Origin of the sequence: Geobacillus thermodenitrificans subsp. thermodenitrificans DSM 465 (assembly GCF_000496575.1) — a bacterium.
Taxonomy (GTDB): domain Bacteria; phylum Bacillota; class Bacilli; order Bacillales; family Anoxybacillaceae; genus Geobacillus; species Geobacillus thermodenitrificans.
Map to the genome: position 1 here is coordinate 57,869 of NZ_AYKT01000011.1, position 18,249 is coordinate 76,117.

Sequence of the window (18,249 nt, forward strand, 5' to 3'; positions counted from 1 at the left end):
CAATAAAGCTACCAAGACAACGGAGGGGATCGAAATGTTAGTAAAAGTGTTAGAATTTTTCAAAAACCTACCGCCCAAAAAATGCATGCACTGCGGTAAAGAAATGGATGAACAGCATGAATGTTACGGCAACATCTGTTCTGACTGCCTTGGCTCCGCTTACCGCCAATAGGTGAGCGGACGCTGCCCTTGCGTCACGTTTGCCGGCTGCCCCGCCGGCGATAGGCTGTTCCCCGATGCAGCCTGCCTTTTCCGTAATGCCTCCTTCCAAGGGGGCTTTTTTTTGACGCTAAGCCTGACGCACAGCTAACATCTCTCATTCATCTCATAATACCATAGCACCGCTGCGACAAAGAAACAACGGATTGCTGCTTTAAAAGGGAGGGAAATTCCTTTCCGAAACAATGAAAATCAAACAAAAGGGCTGATCTCAAAAGGACGTTTTACAACCTTTTGGGATCAACCCTTTGCTCATGAAATGACGCTCTTCAAGTCAAAACCAATCACGCTTCAACCGTTGTTTCAGTTTCTGTCCATACCGCATAGCGGCGGCGATAAAGAAGGCAGAAATACGCAAGTGTCCCTAAAGCAAAGACTGTCGCCACTATAGCCAATATCGCCGCCTCCTTCCACATTAACACGAAATCACCGCCCGAAATAACGGTCCGCAGCCCATGGATGGCATGGGTCATCGGCAACCACGGATGAAGCGATTGCAGTGCGTCCGGAATGAGCTCAAGTGGGTACGTGCCGGCGCTTCCTATAAGCTGGGCGATGAGCAGCAAAATGGCCAGGAACCGGCCCGGATTGTCAAACAAGGTGACGAGAAATTGGACAATCATCATAAATGCCATACTAATGATCCACGTAAACAGCAGGAAGCGCCAAACGCTTTGTACATGCAAGTCAAGCCCGTACAACACCCATGCATCGGCCAACAGTGTTTGTGCCGCCGACACAATAGCCAATACTCCCCATTTTCCAAAAAACCAAGCCACCCCGGACGACGGCCGTTCGACTGGTTCACGCAACGGAAAGACGATCGTCAATAGCAGAGCCCCAACAAACAAGCCAAGCGATAAAAAGTACGGAGCAAAGCCAGTTCCATAATTCGGCACGTGGTGGAGTGGCCGTTTGTCGTTTTGTACTGGATCTGCGATCATCTCGGATACACGCTCGTTCGCTTGAATACTATCTGCCTTTTCCGCTCCTTCGCTTAAGCGGTCAGCCAACTCACCCGCTCCTTGTTCAAGCCGTACGAGTCCGGTTGACAGCGATCGTCCACCGCGGAGAAGACTATCAAATCCTTGATGGAGCGAAGTCGCACCTTCAGCCACAGCAGAAACGCCGTCGGAAAGTTTGTTCGCCCCGTCCGCCAACTCACTTGTTCCGGAAACAAGCTGGCTGGAACCAGTAGCAAGTTGGTTGACTCCATCAGCCAGCTTGCTGCTGCCGACTGCGACTGTTTGTGCCCCTTGATAAGCGGCTTGAAGCTGGTTTTCAAGCTCCTTCGCACCATCGACCAGTGTTTGTTGGCCGGCCACTAAGCGATCAGCGCCATCGACAAGCTGCTGTTGTCCGTTAACGAGCTTTCCGATGCCTTCTTGCACTGCCTGCTGCCCCGAAGCGAACGCCGCTGCACCGTCAGCAAGCTGAGAAGCACCGTTTTTGATGCGTCCCGCTTGGTCAGCTAGCCCGCGAATGCCAGTTGCTACACTCTCGCTTCCCTTTACAAGCGGTTGAAGCTGCTCATAAAGCGTCTGCAAAGTTGCTTTTTGCTGCGGATCGTCCGTTTGCTCAATCAGCCTTTCAAGTTGAGCCGCATACTGCTGCAGCCCTATGTTCACTTCACTCGCTCCGTCAGCCGCCTCACCCGCCTTTTGTTGCCACGCTTGAATTCCTTCACCCAGCTCAGCCGCCCTGTCACGAAGCTCGTTCGCCCCACTAGTGAGAGATGGCAATTGTGATTGCAGTTCTTTCATACTATGAAGCGAAGTGTGCAATCCATTCGCGAGCGACGATGCCCCATTTTGAGCTTCTACAGCGCCAGAAGCAAGTTTTTGGCTGCCGACAGCCAATTTTCCAAGCCCATCCTGAAGTGCCGTCGCTCCAGTTTGTAGTTGTTTTGCCCCGTCACTCGCCTCTTGTAACCCGTTTTCAAACGTCAATGATTTCTCAGCTAACTCGGTTAAATAATGGGACAAATCAGACGCCCCGTCCTTGACTTTTTCCGCTCCAGCGGCCAAACTAGCGCTTCCTCGCTCCGCCGCTTCCATTCCGTCGGAAAGTGAACGGCTTCCTTGTCCCGCTGTTCGGAGCCCATCGTGCAGCTGATTTGCTCCTTGACTTGCCTTATCGAGCCCGTCGGCTGCTGCCTTCATGTTCGTCAACATTGTTTCTGCATACGTTTTTGTTACATTTTTCGAAATTTCTTCTTTTATTGCCTCAATGGCAGAATCGCCAATCTTTCCAGCTAAATAATTCGCCCCTTCATTTGGGATGTATACGAGTCTCAGCGGCTTTGGGTTGCCGCTTTGCACCGTTGTTGCGTTAGCAGAAAAATCACTGGGAATAATGACGGCCATGTAATACCTTTGGTTCTTCAAACCATCATCCACTTGCTTGCGACTGACGAACTGCCAATCAAACGTTCCATTTTCTTTCAGCCGCTTTACCACATCGTCGCCAAGGTTAATTTTCTTGCCGTCAAGCACCGCTCCCTTATCTTCATTGACGACCGCCACCGGCAGCTGATCTACATGGCCGTACGGATCCCAAAACGCCCATAAAAACGATCCGCTATAAAGAAGAGGAATGAGCAAAATCGCTAGAATCGGAATGAGCACTTTCGGGCGGAAGATAATCGTGCGCAGTTCTTTTATCAACATAGAGTGGCTCCCTCCTTTAAACAAATGACCAATTCGTTCATTTAGTCAAAAAGATCAAAAAAAGATAGGATTATCTACTTGGACAATCCTTGTAAAAAATAAAGCGCAAACAATTCGGCAATTTGTTCTTTTGTCAGCGGTTGATGATCTTTCTCCCAATCGACAATGAGAGCAATGTACATCTTTAGCATTAAAAACGCCGTTATTTCCGCATTGCATGGGCGGATTTCCCCTTTTTCCACCGCCGCCTCAATTTTTTGCCGAATAAACTCAACCATCGCCCGGTCGAACTTAGTCAGCACTTCCTGCACCGCTATCGTGCCAATACTGCGCATTTCTTGGAGCAGCTTCGCTGTCAGCTGGTGGCGCTGGCGGAATTCTAAAATACGGTACAGAGCTCGATGAACGTTTTCGGAAAACGGCAACGACGAATCCATCGCTTGCTCAGCTTCTACTTTGATTTCCGCGATCAAGGACGAAACGATTTCATCAAGCAACTCCTCTTTGCTTTTAAAAAACGTGTAAATCGTCCCTTTGCCGACGTTGGCGAGCTTGGCGATCTGTTCCATCGTCGTTGCCTTGTAGCCGAAAGCAGCAAACGATTGAGCTGCTGCTTCGATAATCTGCCGTTTACGATCGCTTGCCATTAGCCTCATCCTTTAATATGACTGAATGAACGATTTGGTCAATTCATTTTTATCCTATCATAGACCTGCCTCCGGCGTAAAGGGCAAAAATAATACACATCTTAAGACACAGTTGCGGCACCCTCTACCTAAAGAAACGACACCATTCATCCCCAGGCAAAGCATTGCCTGGGGGCTGATGAGTCGATGACTAAACGGCTTATTGAGCGCTGCTGTACACGGCTTCTGCCGATCGGTTTGATTCCCCTTGCCGCAAATAATCAAGCACATCACGGACCGCCTTCTCCCCTTGATCAATGCAATCAGGCAATCCGAGACCTTCATAGGAGCTGCCAGCTAAAAACACCCCTGGCAGCTCCGCCGCCATATGCTGCTTAATCGCCGCCAGCCGCTCTCGATGCCCGACTGTATATTGCGGCATCGCCCGCTTCCAACGGGAGATGACGGCAAATTCCGGATGGCCATCAATTTTCATCACTTTGTTTAAGTCATCAAGCACGATGCGGACGATCTCATCGTCCGGCTGATCAACGATGTCTTCATCCCCCGGTCGTCCGACATAGCCACGCAAAAGCGCTTTGCCAGGCGGTGTCGTATGCGGCCATTTTTTATGCGTCCACGTGCACGCCGTCATTGTGTAATCGCTGCGTCGCGAGACGACAAACCCAGTGCCATCAATATCTTGGCGGATCGCTTTCTCCGGAAAAGCAAGCGCCACCGTCGCCACCGATGTCAGCGGTACCGAACGAAATGGGGCGAAAAACGGATAATCAGCGAGCATGTCCGGTACAATGTGGTGCGGCACAGTGATGATCACGCTGTCCGCCTCCCATGTTTCACCAGTGCTCAATTGAAGACGGTACGCCGAACCAGCCCGGGTGATCCGCTCGACACGCGTCCCTTTGATGACACTGCCCGGTTCAAGCCGCTTTTCCACTTCTTCAACGAGCGACTGCAAGCCGGTTTTTAATGTCTGAAACGCTCCTTTTCGCTCTTTCTGTTCTTTTGGCGTCGTTCGTTTTGCTCCTCGAACGAGGCTGCCGTATTTTTGTTCGAGCTGAAAAAACTGTGGGAACGTCGCCATTAAACTCATTTCGTCAATGTCACCGGCATAAATGCCAGACAGCAGCGGTTCGATCAAATTGTCCACCACTTCGTCGCCTAAACGGCGGCGAAAAAATTGGCCGAGCGGCATGTCACCGTTTGTTTTCACCGGCGGCAACACGAAATCGAGTGCCGCTCGCAGCTTGCCGACTGGAGAAAACAGCCCAGTCGTTAAAAACGGGGCGATGCGCGTCGGAATGCCCATCACCGCTCCGCCTGGGATCGGATATAATTGGCCGTTTACTAAAATGTACGATTTCCCAGTCGCATTGTGGACGATTTCATGTTCAAGGCCAACTTCCTTTACAAGACGGAACGCGCTCGTTTTCCTTGCCAAAAAAGAGTCTGGGCCACGCTCAATGACATAGCCGTCACGGATGACCGTCTGCACTTTTCCACCGAGCCGGTGTGTTGCTTCGACAAGCTTACATGTCAGCGGCAGACGCTGTTCTTTGATCGCTTTTTGCAAGTAGTAGGCAGCAGTGAGACCAGTAATGCCACCGCCGATAATGACAACCGTCCGTTTCTCTTCACTCATGCTCATCGCCTTCTTTTGCAAGCCGTTTTAGCACGACCGTCGCCAACGCATCAATAAACAGTGGATCGGTGTTCGGCATTTCTGGCCGGTAATAGCGGGCGCCAATTTCTTCGGTCACTTGTTTACATTCAATATCATTATCATACAACACTTCTAAATGATCGGCGACAAAGCCGACCGGCGCATAAACAAACGATGTATAACCTTGTTCATCGTGCAACTGGCGCGTCAAATCTTGCACATCCGGGCCTAACCAAGGCTCCGGTGTATTTCCAGCACTTTGCCAACCGACGGCGTAATGAGTGACACCGGCTTGCTCGGCGATGCGCTTTGCCGTGTCTTCAAGTTGCGCCGGATACGGATCACCAGCTTGGATGATTTTTTCCGGCAGGCTGTGGGCTGATACGATGAGCACCGCCTGCTCCCGTTCACGTTCCGGCATGGCGTCGAAAATAGCTTTCACTTTTTCCGACCAATATTGCAAAAACTTTGGTTCGTCATACCATTGATCGATCGTGTAAATGACCGGGCCACCAAGCTTTTCCGCCGCCGCTTTTGCCCGCTCGTTGTACGAGCGGATGCTGAATGTGGAATAATGCGGCGCCAAAACGATTGCCACCGCCTCTTTCACACCGTCAGCATGCATGCGCTCGACCGCATCCTCGATAAATGGCTCGATATGTTTCAGCCCTAAATACATGCAAAACTCGACTTCATCCTGCATTTCGTTCAGCCGCTTCTCGAGCTGTTTCGCCTGCGCTTCCGTGATTTTAGCGAGCGGTGACAGCCCGCCGATCGCTCGGTAGCGCGCTTTTAAGTCGTCAATTTGTTCTTGTGGCGGCTTCCTTCCATGGCGGATATGCGTGTAATACCGTTCGATATCGTCTTCTTTATACGGGGTTCCATACGCCATAACAAGCAGTCCGACCGTTTTTTTCGCCATTGTGTTGCACCTCTTTTAGTTCGTTGAAGTATAGTCATGGATAAAGGCAGTCAGCCGTTTCAATGTCGCCGGTTGGACATCCGGGAAAATGCCATGACCTAAGTTGAAAATATAGCCCGGCTGCTCCATCCCTTCGTCCAAAATACGCTTCACCCGCTCCTCGATCACATCCCACGGCGCAAGCAGCACTGCTGGATCCAAGTTGCCTTGAATGGCTTTTGTAATGCCTCGACGGCGCGCCTCGCGAATCGATAACCGCCAATCAAGACCGATGACATCAAGCGGCAAGTCATTCCATTCGTGTGCCAAGTGGCTCGCACCGACGCCAAACATGATGAGCGGCGCTCCTTCTTCACGCAAGGCAGCAAAAATACGCGCCATCGCCGGCTTAATAAATGTCCGGTAATCGTCTGCATTGACAGCGCCAACCCAAGAGTCAAAAATTTGCACCGCGCTTGCCCCGGCTTGAATTTGTGCTTTCACGTAGCGGATCGTCATCTCAGCGAGCTTGTCCATTAAAGCGAACCACGCTTTCGGTTCGGCATACATAAACGCCTTTGTCTTATGATAGTTTTTGGATGGACCTCCTTCAATCATGTAGCTGGCCAACGTAAACGGCGCGCCGGCAAACCCGATGAGCGGCACATCGAGCTGTTCGTTGACTAGGAGCCGGATCGTCTCAAGCACGTACGGCACATCATGTTCTGGATCGATCTCCCCTAGCCGTTCAACATCATGGAGCGAGCGGATCGGGTTGGCGATCACCGGCCCGACGCCGCCGCGAATTTCTACATCCACACCGATCGCTGGCAGCGGGGTCATAATGTCTTTGTATAAAATAGCAGCATCAACACCATATTGCTCAACCGGAAGCCTCGTGACGTAAGCGCAAAGCTCCGGCTGGTGCGTAATCTCAAATAGTGAATATTTTTCTTTCAGCGCCCGATACTCCGGCTGCGACCGTCCAGCTTGCCTCATGTACCAGACCGGCACATAAGCCGTTTTTTCACCCCGGCAGGCACGCAAAAAGGTATCGTTGATTCGTCTTGTCATCTCCATCCGCCTTTCTTTCATCTATTCCAGACAACCGTTTTCTCATTTTTTGCACATTCACATTGCTTATCTCTTTTTCACTATACAGCTTTCGCTGTCCAATGTATAGAGAAGGAAACAAACTGTCAAAAAATCGCCCGATTTTTCAACACATGCTTATTATAACAAAAAAGCCGCCCCGGCCGCACGGGACAGCGTTTTCTTTAAATGAGAAACATGGCGACAACGGTCGTGACCGCTAAACCGACAGCGACTGGAATTAAGTTGCGGCGCGCCAATTCAAATGGGTCGACTCCGCAAATGGCAGCCGCCGGAATGAGCGCCCATGGAACGAGCGTGCCACCGCCGACCCAAATGGCGGCAATCTGGCCAAGTGCCGTTAACGTAGCCGCTCCGCCACCAATGGCAACTGCGAACAAATGGGCGACCGAACCGGCAAGCGAGATACCAGAAAACCCGGAGCCGTCAAGACCGGTAATGGCCCCGACGATTGTGAGCGTCACCGCTCCGATCTCATTGCTCAACGGCACTGCATGGGCTAAAGCCACCCCTAAATCGTTGACAATGCCCTGTGACGCCTGTGGCAAATAGTCACCGATAATTTTCGCGAACCCGGCATCGCCAAGATAGAAAAAGGCAGCAATGGGAATAACAGGGCCGAACACTTTAAACCCGAACTGGAATCCCTCGATAAAATAATTCGTCACTTCCTCAAAGCTTTCTTGTCGGTGAGCTAAAATAGAAATGAGAATTAAAATAAAAATCGCTGTGCCGCCAACTAGAGCCGTTGCCTCGCCGCCTTGCAAGTGCAAATAAAACATCGCAACAACATCAAGAGCAAACAGCACCGGAATCAAAAACGCCATCCATTTTTTGGTTGGCTCGGCCAGCAGCCCACCCGTTTTCTCGAGCGTCGAATCGGTGGCCGCAGCGATTTCTGCATCCCCACTCGTCAAGCGCCCTCGCTTCATGTCGCGGCGCAACAAATAAAATGCGGTGACAGTCGTGACCACCCCCATAACAAAAACGAGTGGTACACTAGCAGCAATTACCTCGCTAACCGGCAATCCGGCTGCATCAGCCGTCAGTTTCGGCGCCGCTTGAATGATAAAATCACCAGAAAGGGCGATACCGTGTCCGAACAAGTTCATCGCCATCGCCACCCCTAGCGCGGGCAGCCCGACGCGGACCGCCGCTGGCAATAGCACCGCCCCCATCAGGGCAACGGCCGGAGACGGCCAGAAAAACCAAGAAATCACCATCATCAACATCCCGATCGTCCAATACGCCCAAGCCGGCGTGCGAATAAAACGGACAAATGGCGACACCATCACATCGTTAATACCAGTCACCGACAGCACTTTGCTCATCGCGACAATAATCGAGATGACTAAAATCGTCGGCAACAGTTCGGTAATGGCGTAAATAAAGCTGTTAAACACCCCGCTCACTGCCGCGCTCAGTGAATGGGTGGCGACCGCCGCCAACAAAAAAATGCCGGCAATGCAAACGAGCGATGTATCTTTGCGGGCAACCATAAACCCAATAATGAGCACGATAAACAGCAAGTAAATCCAGTGCAGTGCCACAAGCTCTACACCCATAAACCAATCCCCTTTCTCCCCAACTTCCAGCCCGTCCCCCCGGACGTGCACCTAGGCCGGTGTACTACAGCATATGAAACGTGCTCAGAGGTGTGAGAACAAAGTGCAAACAACAGTCTGAAGCACAATCCGGGAACAGAGATGTGAGGAAGAAGCACAAGCAGAAGTGTGAGTGTGGACAAAGGTGTATAGTGCGGAGACATGTTCACCAAAAATAAAAAATGCCGGCGCCAACACAAAAAAGCGTTAGCGCCCGGCTTTTCGCTCGTGTCGCGGGCGTACATATCGTTTGGCCGTCCAAACGCCCCAAACGATTCCACCCACCCATGTGACAAGCCAAAGAAAGTGCGGGGAAACAGCAAACAACACAAGATGAAACACGGTATTTTGTCCGATAAGCAAGATAGAGAACAACCGAATGGCAGCAGCAGCTGGCTGCGTTCGCGGCAGCGGGTACAGTTGTGTCCATAGCAAATACCGATGGCGAGAAGGTAGTACCGATAACTGAATGGCGGTCGCATAAAGAAACAAAAACAAGATGGCTGCCTGTGCATATTCGTGATCGACCACAACGAGCAACACGCTCCCAATCATCGTCAAACGGATGTATAACCCCGCATACCCGCCAGCGCGAAGAAATGTGCGTACGTACAAGTAAAAAAAGGCGTTCCCTTGCCCGTACGGGATCAGACGAAGCAACGGGTCAAGCCAGCGTCGCCGCTTCGCTTCCTCCTTCCATTCGGGGACATCGGTAAACAAGTTCGCCAATCGATAAAACGCTCTTGCTGCGCGCTGCTCTTCGGCAATAAGCCGATCCCATTTCCACATTTTATCTTTCGTTAAACGTGCTAAGTAAATCGAAAGAGCCACCATCAGCGCAACAATCGTCACTAAAAACAGCCATGGCGCGTCTGCCAGCCAAAAATAAACGGCTAATGCGGCTAACCCAAAGCGGGCGAGCGCGCTTTGGCGGTGAAAAGACGGCTCGGCGATGTAACTTCCTTTCCAAGCGGCCCATAAATTCCAAAACTTTAAGCCGACGAGTCCAAGCAAAAAAAGCGGCCACGGCACCGAAGAAAACCGGGAGTGAAGCGGGCCGGCCAACAAAAGCAGCAAGCAGAGGCCGTATACATGCCACATGGCTGAGAAGAGAAATGCCCGGCGAATATACGGGCGCAGCTGCCATTCAGCAGCCAGCAAAAACACTGTATCCGCCTCACGAAACAACGTGCGCACCGTCCCCGCTGCAGCTGCCCAGCCGAACGCCACCGCAGCAATGGCCGCATATGGAAACGAGTCGGGAAGCGTCTCGACCCAACGCTTGTACGTGACCGCTACACCGCTAAGAACGATGATTAAACCAACGAGCAAGTGATCGTTCAACATATAGCGCAAATAGCGCGCCCTCTTTTTCCCCTCGGCTCGGAGACGCTGCCACCAAAGCTTACGGGCATCGATCATGGCGCATCGTCCTTTGTCAATTCGATATATACTTCATCGAGCGTCGCCGCTTTAAGCCCGAACTGGCGGCGAATATCGTCAAGTGTCCCTTTCGCTTTGACGCGTCCTTGATGCAAAATGATGAACGAATCACAATATCGCTCCGCTGTCGCTAAAATGTGTGTCGACAACAAGATGCCTGCCCCCTTCGCCTTTTGTTCATTCATCCGCTCCAGCAACGCATGTATGGCGAGCGGGTCAAGGCCGAGAAACGGCTCATCGATAACATAAAGCGGCGGCTCAAGCAAAAAAGCACAAACAATCATCACTTTTTGTTTCATCCCTTTGGAAAAGTGCGCTGGAAACGAGGAAAGCCGCCGCTCTAAGCGAAACTCACGAAGCAGTGGCGGAAGGCGGCGCTCATATTCCTCTTCACTAAGTCCGTACGCCATCGCCGCTAGCCGCAAGTGCTCTTCAAGCGTCAATTCTTCATACAACACCGGTGTTTCGGGAATAAAAGCAAATTGCTTCCGGTACGTTTCCGGCTTCGCAGCCAACGTATATCCGTTGACCGAAATCGTACCGCGACGCGGTTCCATCAGCCCGATAATATGTTTGATCGTCGTACTTTTGCCAGCACCATTTAAGCCGATTAATGCGACCATTTCTCCACGTTCAACTGTAAACGTCACATCCTCAAGCACGTTTTGCGACGTATATCCCCCGTATAAGTGCTCCACTTGCAAAAGCGTCATCGTTCGCTTCCTTTCCGTATCTTGAATCACGTTTGTCCCCATTTTACCAAAGAACGTCTATCGTTACCAAAAAAGTTCTTTTCGTCGTCCTGTATAAATGCTCTTATCCCGGGCATGATAAATAGCGAAGAGGGGATGGGGAATCACCAAATAAAAACCGATGAACAATCCATCTGAAATGGGGTGTTTGTCAAAGACACCTTTGTGAGCTGCAAGACGTTGTAACTGTTCATAAATAAAGACCATCTATTTGTTGCTCAAAAGCAACGAACCTGTCCAAAAGGGATGGTCACCTTGAACAAAGGAAGCGCTCACGTCTAAACGACTTTGTCGCAAATGGGGTGTTCATCAAACGCACATTTGAATGATCCTCTCCCCTTTTCATCGACCGGGATGTAATCGTTTCACGGGATTACATCCCGGTTTTTTTATGGTAAAATGAAGAAAACGAAAGGAAAGGGTGACCGTTTCCGTGAGCGATTGCATTTTTTGCAAAATTATTAAGGGCGAACTGCCGGCGGCGAAAGTGTACGAAGACGAGCACGTGCTCGCATTTTTAGACATCAGCCAAGTGACAAAAGGGCATACGCTTGTCATCCCGAAAGTACATACAGAAAACGTTTTTACCCTCACTCCTGATATGGCCAGCCGGCTGTTTAGCGTCGTACCGACGATCGCCAACGCATTGAATAAAGCGTTCTCACCAGCCGGGCTCAATTTGCTGAACAACAATGGCGAAGCAGCCGGGCAAACGGTGTTCCATTACCATCTCCACCTTATTCCGCGCTATGGCAAAGGTGACGGGTTCGGAGCTGTTTGGAAGTCACATGCAAGCGACTATACGCCTGCCGACTTGCAAGCGATCGCCGCCACAATCCGCGAACAGCTCAACTAAAAAACCGGAAGCAGGGGTTTCCTGCTCCCGGTTTTTATTGTTGCTCAAGCACATCTTGCAAATCTTTGTCTTTGATCTTGACATTAGCATCTTTCACAAGTTTGTCCACTTTCGACTGCATCGTTGACGGGTCGAGTTTGCTCCGTTTCACTTCAAACGTTATTTCTTCTTTCATTTTGTCAAACGTTTTTTTCTTTTCCTTATCCGTCACTTTAATGATATGGTAACCGTAATCCGTCTTGATCGGGTCGCTCACTTCGCCGACTTTCAGCTTGTAGGCAGCCTCTTCAAACTCTTTGACCATTTTCCCTGCGCCAAACCAGCCTAAGTCACCGCCGTTAGAAGCCGAGCCAGGATCTTGCGAGTATTCTTTCGCCAACTTGGCGAAGTCCTCGCCTTTGTCCAACTTCGCTTTCACTTCTTTCGCCGTTTTTTCATCTTCCACTAAAATATGGCTGGCGCGAACTTTCGGCTTGTAATTGTCATAATACTCTTTCAGCTCTTTATCCGTCACTTTAATGTCTTCAATAGCCGCTTTCGCCCGTAGCAGGTCGAGCTTGATCATCTCGCGGATCACTTTTTCTCCATTTTGCTGTACAGCCAGGTCGTACTGTGTGCCGTACGCTTCCTTAATCCGTTCGATTTCACGGTCAATTTCCTCATCAGTCACCTTGTACTTTTTGCTCAACACTTTTTCATCAATCAAGTCGCGTAGCACTGTCTTGCCGACACGCTCTTTCATCTCATTATAAAATTCATCTTTCGTAATAGCACCGTTTTTCGTTTCCACAACTGCTTCTGAATCGCCGTTATTGCAGGCCGACAAAGCCATAAGCGAAACAACGGCGGTAGCCATCATCCATTTTTTCATTTGTTTCACAACCCCTATATCTTTTTTCGTTTTTCCTTTTCCGCGAGGCCGGCTATTGATGTTCCGGCATCAAGCTTTTAGACCTGTTCAACATGTCAACGGCACGGGGAAACAAAACACCTGTCCGCCTAAACCACGACAATAACTATATCACATTTACAGCCAAAAAAAACCTCTTTCCATTTTAGTCATCTGCCCATCACATGTACGCTTGCCATACATATGATGGGGATGAAGCACTGTGCTGGTGTTCTCCTTGCCGAAAGGGGGTGTTACGATGAGCGCACCTTATAGCGGAGGGTTTTCGTTAATTGTCGTGCTGTTTATTTTGCTAATCATTGTCGGCTGTGCTTGTGTCATCTACTAAATGAAAGAGGGTGCTCCCACGCCGGGAGCACCCTTTTTCTTCATCGTCCCCATCTTCACCTGTGAGCAGGGCGGGCAGCTTTTTATGTAAACAATACTTCGAAATAGGAAGAAATCAATAAAATCGTAATAAGTACATTAATCGTGCGAAAAACGGCCGGCTGTTGCTCCTCCGGAATATCGCGCTGTGCACAGAGCGAGTGGGTGAGCTTGTTCACCAAAAACAAAATCATAACCGCCAGAGGGATAAAATAAAGCGCCAAAGCTGTTCCCCTCCTCCCCATCTTAGCCAAACGCCGCCCATGGCTTTAACTTTACATCGTTCATAGTGAGAAATCAATCTTTTTTTCTCTTCCGAGCATGGCGAACCGATTTTTTCTATTGGTTAATGTGAACAAATTCGGTAAAATATACGTAAAAGCCGTCATAATTTTATGTCAGCCAAAGGAGCACGGTGTATGGAATCGTTGGAAAAGCGAGTGGCCAAGCTCGAATTTCACCAGTCATTGCTGATGGAAATGGTGGATGAAGCAAAAAAACCGTTTTATTCTCTCATCATCCGCGCTGATTTAACAAAAGAAGAAGTCGACGCGTTCCTTTCGTTTTGCCAGGAGCTCGCTGAACAATATGAGCAGCAAAAAGCGGAAGGATTGACAATCTTCACTCCCCTGCTCGTGCAATTTGCCGGGATGCTTCATCCGAACCTTCCGCTTGAACAAACAGTTGATGCCATGTTGGCTCAACAAATGTTCGTGCCGCTCATGACAGAGCTAAAAACACTCATCCGAACTGTCAGTTAGCCTGGCTGGCCAGTTCTTTCTCGTGCTCTTCCGCTTTTGGCGCCCGCTTGACGAGTTTGCCATCTTGCTCAACAAAATCTTCTTTAATGTTTTCGAACGCCCGTTCAAAAATCTCCATAAAGTCGTCCCCATAAATATTGCGGACGATGCACATCATTTCTAAAATTTCAGGAAACTTACCATATAACTCGCGTAACGGCAGCGCCCCGTTAAAGACGGCGTTTCTTGTTGGGTCGTATGTCTCCATCAATTTCATCAGCACTTCTTCGCCTTTTTCCGTCAGCTCAATGTACGTATTGCGCTTATCATCTTGTTTTTTAGAAAACGAAAGCAACCCTTTTTCTTCCAACTTCTTCGAGAAATTAAATGCTGTCGAGACGTGCATCACACCAAACTTGGCGATTTCCGAAATGGAGGCGCCTTTAAAATGGTACGCAATCCATAAAATATGGTGTTCGTTAATGTTCAAGTTAAACGGTTTAATCCATTGTTGCCAATCTTTTTCAATCGATTTCCACAGCGCCTTGCTCAGCTGGGCGATCCGTTGGCTAAATAACATGGCCTCTTTGATGGAATAATGTTGTTCCGTCGATTTCATCGTTCCACCCACTCTTCCCTCACCGTATTTTTTACTTTCTATTATATCAATAAAACAAAAAGGAATAAAGACAAAAATATTTATTTTTATAATTTTTTCTGCATATTCATATTAGTAAGTATAAAAGCGCTTGCTGCATACAGGGGGAGAACATAATGATGTATATACAATGGCTGTTTGCTGCTGTTGGATTCTTATTTTTCTGTTTTTTTATAAACGCGTTTGTTTCCTTATGGAAAGCGCGGGCGTATCCGCCGAAAGCGCTGTTGAAAGAGCAGGCAGTGCGCTATATTGGAATAGCGTCCATTTGTCTGCTCGTTGCCTGGCTTCTCGGCTACGCCTAGCACTTATTTGAATTTTCACATAACAGAAGGTAGTAACCAGGCTAGCAATGGGCTTTTTTTGCCTACCCACTTTGATAGCAAAAAACCCGACCAACAATGATCGGGTTTTTTGCCGTTTACACGTGCGCTGTGACGTTCATCCGTCGGAAAATCGATGCCACGATCGGATAGACGATGACCATCGCCACCGTGTTCAACGCCGCAGCTGGCAGCACAACGGTGACAAACAGCGTCGAAAACGCCGCTTCACCTGGCAACCCGACGATCAAAAGCACCGCCGTCAAAAACACCACACCGGAGATGACGGTGCCGACAGCCGTCAGCACCGCGGCTCCGATAACCGTTTGGCTATATTTTTTCAGCAATGTCACTAGGGCAAACACAACAAAGGCGGTGATGATTTTATCGATCACATTTGGCAGCTGCCCGCCCGGGAACGTCGTCGTCATTGCCGAGATCAAGCCGGTGGCGACACCGACAATACCAGCCGCTTTAGCACTTGGAAACAACAAAATTGCCAAAAACATCATCGCCAGCATCATGTCCGGCTTCATGCCGGCAAACAACCCGGGAATGACCGCGTGCAGCACAGCTCCGATTCCGACTAACAGCGCCATCGATACTAATGTTCTCACATTCATGCTCATCTCTCCTCTTCTCTCCTCACCTATTCTCTTGCTTGAGAATTTTTCTATCATTATATCACTTTGCAGTATAAAAGTGAAGAAAAAATTTTCAGGCAAAACGGCGACGGAAGTCGTTCATAAATGCCGCGAGTGCCTCGCACGCCTCAAGCGGTACAGCGTTGTAAATCGACGCTCGGCAGCCCCCAACCGATCGGTGTCCACCAAGTCCGACAAAGTTTCGCTCCTTCGCTTCTGCGAGGAATGCCTTCGTCAGTTCTTCACTCGGCAGTGTGAACGTGACGTTCATGAGCGAGCGACTTCCTTTTTCCGCATGCGGTTTGTAAAAGCCTCCGCTTTCGTCAATGGCCTCATACAGCACAGCTGCTTTTTGCTGGTTGCGCGCTTCGATTGCCGCCACTCCGCCCTGTTCTTCAACCCATTCGAGCACGAGCGACAGCATATAAATCGCAAACGTCGGTGGTGTGTTGTATAACGAATTGCTTTTTTGGTGCGTCCGGTAGTCGAGCATCGTCGGCAGCCCATCCGGAATGCGTTCAAGCAAATCGTTGCGGATGATGACGACCGTGACTCCCGACGGGCCAAGATTTTTTTGCGCTCCAGCGTAAATCAAGGCAAACTTGCTGACATCAAACGGCCGGCTCAAAATATCACTTGACATATCAGCAACAAGATCAACCGGCACGTCTGGAAACTCATTCCATTGTGTACCAAAAATAGTGTTGTTGGACGTAATATGGACGTAGGAAGCATCTTTCGGCCATTTCACGTCGTCCAACGATGGAATATACGTGTAGTTCGCCTCCTTACTTGAAGCGACGACCGTCGTCAAACCGATTTTTTGCGCTTCTTTCAGCGCTTTTTCCGACCATGAACCGGTTAAAACATAGCAGCCGATTTTCCCTTCGGTGAGGAAATTCATCGGCACCATCGAAAACTGCAGACTCGCCCCACCTTGCAAAAATAAAATGTCATAGCCATCCGGTACGTTGAGGAGTCGCTTGAGCCGCTCTTTCGCCGCATTGTGGACGGCGTCATATTCCTTGCTGCGATGGCTTAATTCCATCACCGACATGCCAGTATTCTGGAAGTTGAGTAGCTCCTTTTGCGCCCGCTCGAGTACCGGCAACGGCAGCGCCGACGGGCCGGCGTTAAAATTGTACACGCGTTCCACTGTCATCCCTCACTTTATTCTCCAGGTAGTCCCTTTGATATTATTATCCTAACACGAATTTTTAAAAAAGAAAGGGAATTTTTTGAAAAAGCGCTTTCAAATGATGACCCCAAAAAAAAAGCCCTTGATTACAAGGACTTTGCCTGCTTTCGCCGCTCGCGCTCCTGACGGATGCGCTCCATATAAATCTCCCCTTCTTTTTCAATGAACGCCTCATCGATTTCCCGCTCGCGCGCTGCTGTTTTCACGGTCATATAACCGCTGAAAATAATACCGGCAACAACTAAGTAGATCCACCACGGCAAGCTAAGCATCTCCATCCCCCTTTTACTGTGCTTGTCTTACTAAACTATACGCACAAGCAGGCAACCGTATGCATAAAGAAAGAGGCGGATATACCGCCTCTTTCTTCGGGACAACGCTTATGCTCGTCTCGTTTTTTCTTTCCCCTTTGCTTTCCTCCTCTGTCATCGCCGCTCGTTCGAGCCTTCTTTCAACTATGTTGGAGAATTGGGATGATTTCCATGATCGGTTCGATCCCGTCTCATCCCTCCTATCCCTGTAGCTATTTCTCATTACCCGCTGTCTTTGGCGCTGAAACAGCCAAAAACGCCGGCTTGTAAAATGAACGGTTGTCAAGGGCAAAAATGCGCTCGGTAAACTCGCCTGGCTTCACTTTTTCCAGTGCACGGTCGATCATATTCATCTTCGCATCCAAATTATCAATATAATGAAGCACTTCCGCCTCTTTGACAAGCGGCGGCTTCGGGCTGCCCCACTCCGCTTTTCCGTGGTGCGACAACACGAGATGTTGCAAAATGACGACCTCTTCGCCTTGAATGCCGAGCTGTTCAGCCGCCTTGCTAATTTCGCTGACCATGATTGAAATATGACCGAGCAAATTGCCTTCAAGCGTATACACCGCCGATACTGGGCCGGACAGTTCGATCACTTTGCCAAGGTCATGCAAAATAATGCCGGCATAAAGCAAGTCTTTATTGAGCGACGGATACAAGCGAACGAGCGCCTCAGCGAGTTCGAGCATAGAGACGACGTGATACGCCAGTCCGGAAATAAATTCATGATGGTTTTTCGTCGCTGCCGGATACTCAAAAAACGGCGTTTCATATTTTTTTAGCAAATAACGCGTAATGCGCTGAATATTTGGATTTTCCATGGAAAATATGTAATCCATCACTTTCGCCTTCATTTCCTCACGAGTAAGCGGAGCAGTCTCTAAAAAATCATCAACACGCACCGCTTCGCTCGGATGGGCGGGGCGGATCGAGCGGATGCGAAGCTGCAGTTTGCCGCGGTAATTATGAATATCACCGACCACTTTGACAATGCATTCCGGCGCGTACCGTTCCTCATCGTCAGGAGACACATCCCACAACTTTGCTTCAATGTCGCCGCTTTTATCTTGTAAAATTAATGTTAAAAACGGCTTGCCGTTGCTGGCAATGCCTTTGGTTGCTGATTTAATGAGCAAAAACAAATCGACTTGTTCCCCGACTTCATAATGAATAATGCCTTTCGCCACGTTTGTTCTCCTCCGTTTCTCTTTACGTACCCTTTAGTATAT

General features: G+C 49.5%; 20 protein-coding genes. 5 read left to right on the forward strand and 15 right to left on the reverse strand.

Annotated features, from left to right (window positions below; genetic code table 11):
- The first annotated feature begins 34 nt into the window (after positions 1 to 34).
- Entirely contained in the window at positions 35 to 172 is a 138-nt protein-coding gene (gene yhfH / locus DSM465_RS20120) for a protein YhfH (protein ID WP_008879108.1), read from the forward strand.
- A 331-nt stretch (positions 173 to 503) separates the two neighbouring features.
- Here yhfH and DSM465_RS0111805 read toward each other — a convergent pair whose 3' ends face one another.
- From DSM465_RS0111805 to DSM465_RS0111840, 8 genes are all read right to left on the reverse strand, one after another.
- Positions 504 to 2,888: a YhgE/Pip domain-containing protein gene (locus DSM465_RS0111805; RefSeq protein WP_029761437.1), complete on the reverse strand. Its 2,385-nt coding sequence runs from the start codon at positions 2,886 to 2,888 to the stop codon at positions 504 to 506.
- Positions 2,889 to 2,962: 74 nt separating this feature from the next.
- A complete protein-coding gene (locus DSM465_RS0111810) occupies positions 2,963 to 3,535 on the reverse strand; it encodes a TetR/AcrR family transcriptional regulator (protein ID WP_008879110.1) in 573 nt (190 codons plus the stop codon).
- A gap of 199 nt (positions 3,536 to 3,734) precedes the next feature.
- Positions 3,735 to 5,177 (reverse strand): protoporphyrinogen oxidase, encoded by a 1,443-nt coding sequence (gene hemY / locus DSM465_RS0111815; RefSeq protein WP_029761438.1) that lies wholly within the window; start codon positions 5,175 to 5,177, stop codon positions 3,735 to 3,737.
- A complete protein-coding gene (gene hemH / locus DSM465_RS0111820; RefSeq protein WP_029761439.1) occupies positions 5,170 to 6,120 on the reverse strand; it encodes a ferrochelatase in 951 nt (316 codons plus the stop codon). Before hemH ends, hemY begins: the two co-directional genes overlap by 8 nt.
- 15 nt (positions 6,121 to 6,135) lie before the next feature.
- A complete protein-coding gene (hemE, locus tag DSM465_RS0111825; RefSeq protein WP_029761440.1) occupies positions 6,136 to 7,173 on the reverse strand; it encodes a uroporphyrinogen decarboxylase in 1,038 nt (345 codons plus the stop codon).
- Positions 7,174 to 7,376: 203 nt separating this feature from the next.
- Positions 7,377 to 8,777, reverse strand: coding sequence for a hypothetical protein (locus DSM465_RS0111830; RefSeq protein ID WP_029761441.1), 1,401 nt, complete (start codon positions 8,775 to 8,777; stop codon positions 7,377 to 7,379).
- Between the two features lie 246 nt (positions 8,778 to 9,023).
- On the reverse strand, positions 9,024 to 10,238 hold the full coding sequence (locus DSM465_RS0111835) for an ABC transporter permease (protein WP_029761442.1): 1,215 nt from the start codon (positions 10,236 to 10,238) through the stop codon (positions 9,024 to 9,026).
- Positions 10,235 to 10,972: an ABC transporter ATP-binding protein gene (locus DSM465_RS0111840; RefSeq protein ID WP_011886869.1), complete on the reverse strand. Its 738-nt coding sequence runs from the start codon at positions 10,970 to 10,972 to the stop codon at positions 10,235 to 10,237. The genes DSM465_RS0111835 and DSM465_RS0111840 overlap by 4 nt, the downstream gene beginning before the upstream one ends.
- A gap of 472 nt (positions 10,973 to 11,444) precedes the next feature.
- Here DSM465_RS0111840 and DSM465_RS0111845 point away from each other — a divergent pair, with 472 nt between their 5' ends.
- A complete protein-coding gene (locus tag DSM465_RS0111845; RefSeq protein ID WP_029761443.1) occupies positions 11,445 to 11,867 on the forward strand; it encodes an HIT family protein in 423 nt (140 codons plus the stop codon).
- A 34-nt stretch (positions 11,868 to 11,901) separates the two neighbouring features.
- Here the strand turns inward: DSM465_RS0111845 and DSM465_RS0111850 are convergent, their stop codons facing one another.
- Complete coding sequence (locus DSM465_RS0111850) at positions 11,902 to 12,738, reverse strand: peptidylprolyl isomerase (RefSeq protein WP_008882059.1); 837 nt, start codon at positions 12,736 to 12,738, stop codon at positions 11,902 to 11,904.
- Positions 12,739 to 13,015: 277 nt separating this feature from the next.
- On the opposite strand from DSM465_RS0111850, the gene DSM465_RS19010 reads away from it, so the two are divergent.
- The gene (locus DSM465_RS19010) at positions 13,016 to 13,105 is read left to right on the forward strand and encodes a YjcZ family sporulation protein (RefSeq protein WP_078172610.1); all 90 of its coding nucleotides are present in this window, start codon (positions 13,016 to 13,018) and stop codon (positions 13,103 to 13,105) included.
- 82 nt (positions 13,106 to 13,187) lie between these two features.
- Here DSM465_RS19010 and DSM465_RS0111860 read toward each other — a convergent pair whose 3' ends face one another.
- Entirely contained in the window at positions 13,188 to 13,367 is a 180-nt protein-coding gene (locus tag DSM465_RS0111860; protein WP_008882060.1) for a hypothetical protein, read from the reverse strand.
- Between the two features lie 195 nt (positions 13,368 to 13,562).
- Here DSM465_RS0111860 and DSM465_RS0111865 point away from each other — a divergent pair, with 195 nt between their 5' ends.
- On the forward strand, positions 13,563 to 13,904 hold the full coding sequence (locus DSM465_RS0111865) for a YhaI family protein (RefSeq protein WP_008882061.1): 342 nt from the start codon (positions 13,563 to 13,565) through the stop codon (positions 13,902 to 13,904).
- Here DSM465_RS0111865 and DSM465_RS0111870 read toward each other — a convergent pair.
- Positions 13,897 to 14,502: an HTH-type transcriptional regulator Hpr gene (locus DSM465_RS0111870; protein WP_029761444.1), complete on the reverse strand. Its 606-nt coding sequence runs from the start codon at positions 14,500 to 14,502 to the stop codon at positions 13,897 to 13,899. The genes DSM465_RS0111865 and DSM465_RS0111870 overlap by 8 nt on opposite strands.
- A gap of 155 nt (positions 14,503 to 14,657) precedes the next feature.
- Between DSM465_RS0111870 and DSM465_RS0111875 the strand changes: the two genes are divergently transcribed.
- A complete protein-coding gene (locus DSM465_RS0111875) occupies positions 14,658 to 14,846 on the forward strand; it encodes a hypothetical protein (RefSeq protein ID WP_029761445.1) in 189 nt (62 codons plus the stop codon).
- Between the two features lie 116 nt (positions 14,847 to 14,962).
- Here the strand turns inward: DSM465_RS0111875 and DSM465_RS0111880 are convergent, their stop codons facing one another.
- The 4 genes from DSM465_RS0111880 to yhaM all read right to left on the reverse strand — a co-directional run bounded on the left by DSM465_RS0111880 (position 14,963) and on the right by yhaM (position 18,207).
- Positions 14,963 to 15,487: a tryptophan transporter gene (locus DSM465_RS0111880; protein ID WP_011886865.1), complete on the reverse strand. Its 525-nt coding sequence runs from the start codon at positions 15,485 to 15,487 to the stop codon at positions 14,963 to 14,965.
- A gap of 94 nt (positions 15,488 to 15,581) precedes the next feature.
- A complete protein-coding gene (serC, locus tag DSM465_RS0111885; protein ID WP_171355418.1) occupies positions 15,582 to 16,664 on the reverse strand; it encodes a 3-phosphoserine/phosphohydroxythreonine transaminase in 1,083 nt (360 codons plus the stop codon).
- Between the two features lie 128 nt (positions 16,665 to 16,792).
- Positions 16,793 to 16,978, reverse strand: a complete 186-nt coding sequence (locus tag DSM465_RS0111890) for a sporulation YhaL family protein (RefSeq protein WP_008882066.1) — start codon at positions 16,976 to 16,978, stop codon at positions 16,793 to 16,795.
- A 251-nt stretch (positions 16,979 to 17,229) separates the two neighbouring features.
- Positions 17,230 to 18,207 carry a 3'-5' exoribonuclease YhaM gene (yhaM, locus tag DSM465_RS0111895; RefSeq protein WP_008882068.1) on the reverse strand — a complete coding sequence of 326 codons (978 nt, stop codon included), beginning with the start codon at positions 18,205 to 18,207 and terminating at the stop codon, positions 17,230 to 17,232.
- Between the last annotated feature and the right edge of the window lie 42 nt (positions 18,208 to 18,249).

Bases quoted from the DNA above. Each gene is read 5' to 3' on its own strand.
- yhfH (WP_008879108.1), top strand. From the start codon at position 35: ATGTTAGTAAAAGTGTTAGAATTTTTCAAAAACCTACCGCCCAAAAAA.
- DSM465_RS0111805 (WP_029761437.1), bottom strand. From the start codon at position 2,888: ATGTTGATAAAAGAACTGCGCACGATTATCTTCCGCCCGAAAGTGCTC.
- DSM465_RS0111810 (WP_008879110.1), bottom strand. From the start codon at position 3,535: ATGGCAAGCGATCGTAAACGGCAGATTATCGAAGCAGCAGCTCAATCG.
- hemY (WP_029761438.1), bottom strand. From the start codon at position 5,177: ATGAGTGAAGAGAAACGGACGGTTGTCATTATCGGCGGTGGCATTACT.
- hemH (WP_029761439.1), bottom strand. From the start codon at position 6,120: ATGGCGAAAAAAACGGTCGGACTGCTTGTTATGGCGTATGGAACCCCG.
- hemE (WP_029761440.1), bottom strand. From the start codon at position 7,173: ATGACAAGACGAATCAACGATACCTTTTTGCGTGCCTGCCGGGGTGAA.
- DSM465_RS0111830 (WP_029761441.1), bottom strand. From the start codon at position 8,777: ATGGGTGTAGAGCTTGTGGCACTGCACTGGATTTACTTGCTGTTTATC.
- DSM465_RS0111835 (WP_029761442.1), bottom strand. From the start codon at position 10,238: ATGATCGATGCCCGTAAGCTTTGGTGGCAGCGTCTCCGAGCCGAGGGG.
- DSM465_RS0111840 (WP_011886869.1), bottom strand. From the start codon at position 10,972: ATGACGCTTTTGCAAGTGGAGCACTTATACGGGGGATATACGTCGCAA.
- DSM465_RS0111850 (WP_008882059.1), bottom strand. From the start codon at position 12,738: ATGAAAAAATGGATGATGGCTACCGCCGTTGTTTCGCTTATGGCTTTG.
- DSM465_RS19010 (WP_078172610.1), top strand. From the start codon at position 13,016: ATGAGCGCACCTTATAGCGGAGGGTTTTCGTTAATTGTCGTGCTGTTT.
- DSM465_RS0111865 (WP_008882061.1), top strand. From the start codon at position 13,563: ATGGAATCGTTGGAAAAGCGAGTGGCCAAGCTCGAATTTCACCAGTCA.
- DSM465_RS0111870 (WP_029761444.1), bottom strand. From the start codon at position 14,502: ATGAAATCGACGGAACAACATTATTCCATCAAAGAGGCCATGTTATTT.
- DSM465_RS0111875 (WP_029761445.1), top strand. From the start codon at position 14,658: ATGATGTATATACAATGGCTGTTTGCTGCTGTTGGATTCTTATTTTTC.
- DSM465_RS0111880 (WP_011886865.1), bottom strand. From the start codon at position 15,487: ATGAATGTGAGAACATTAGTATCGATGGCGCTGTTAGTCGGAATCGGA.
- DSM465_RS0111890 (WP_008882066.1), bottom strand. From the start codon at position 16,978: ATGCTTAGCTTGCCGTGGTGGATCTACTTAGTTGTTGCCGGTATTATT.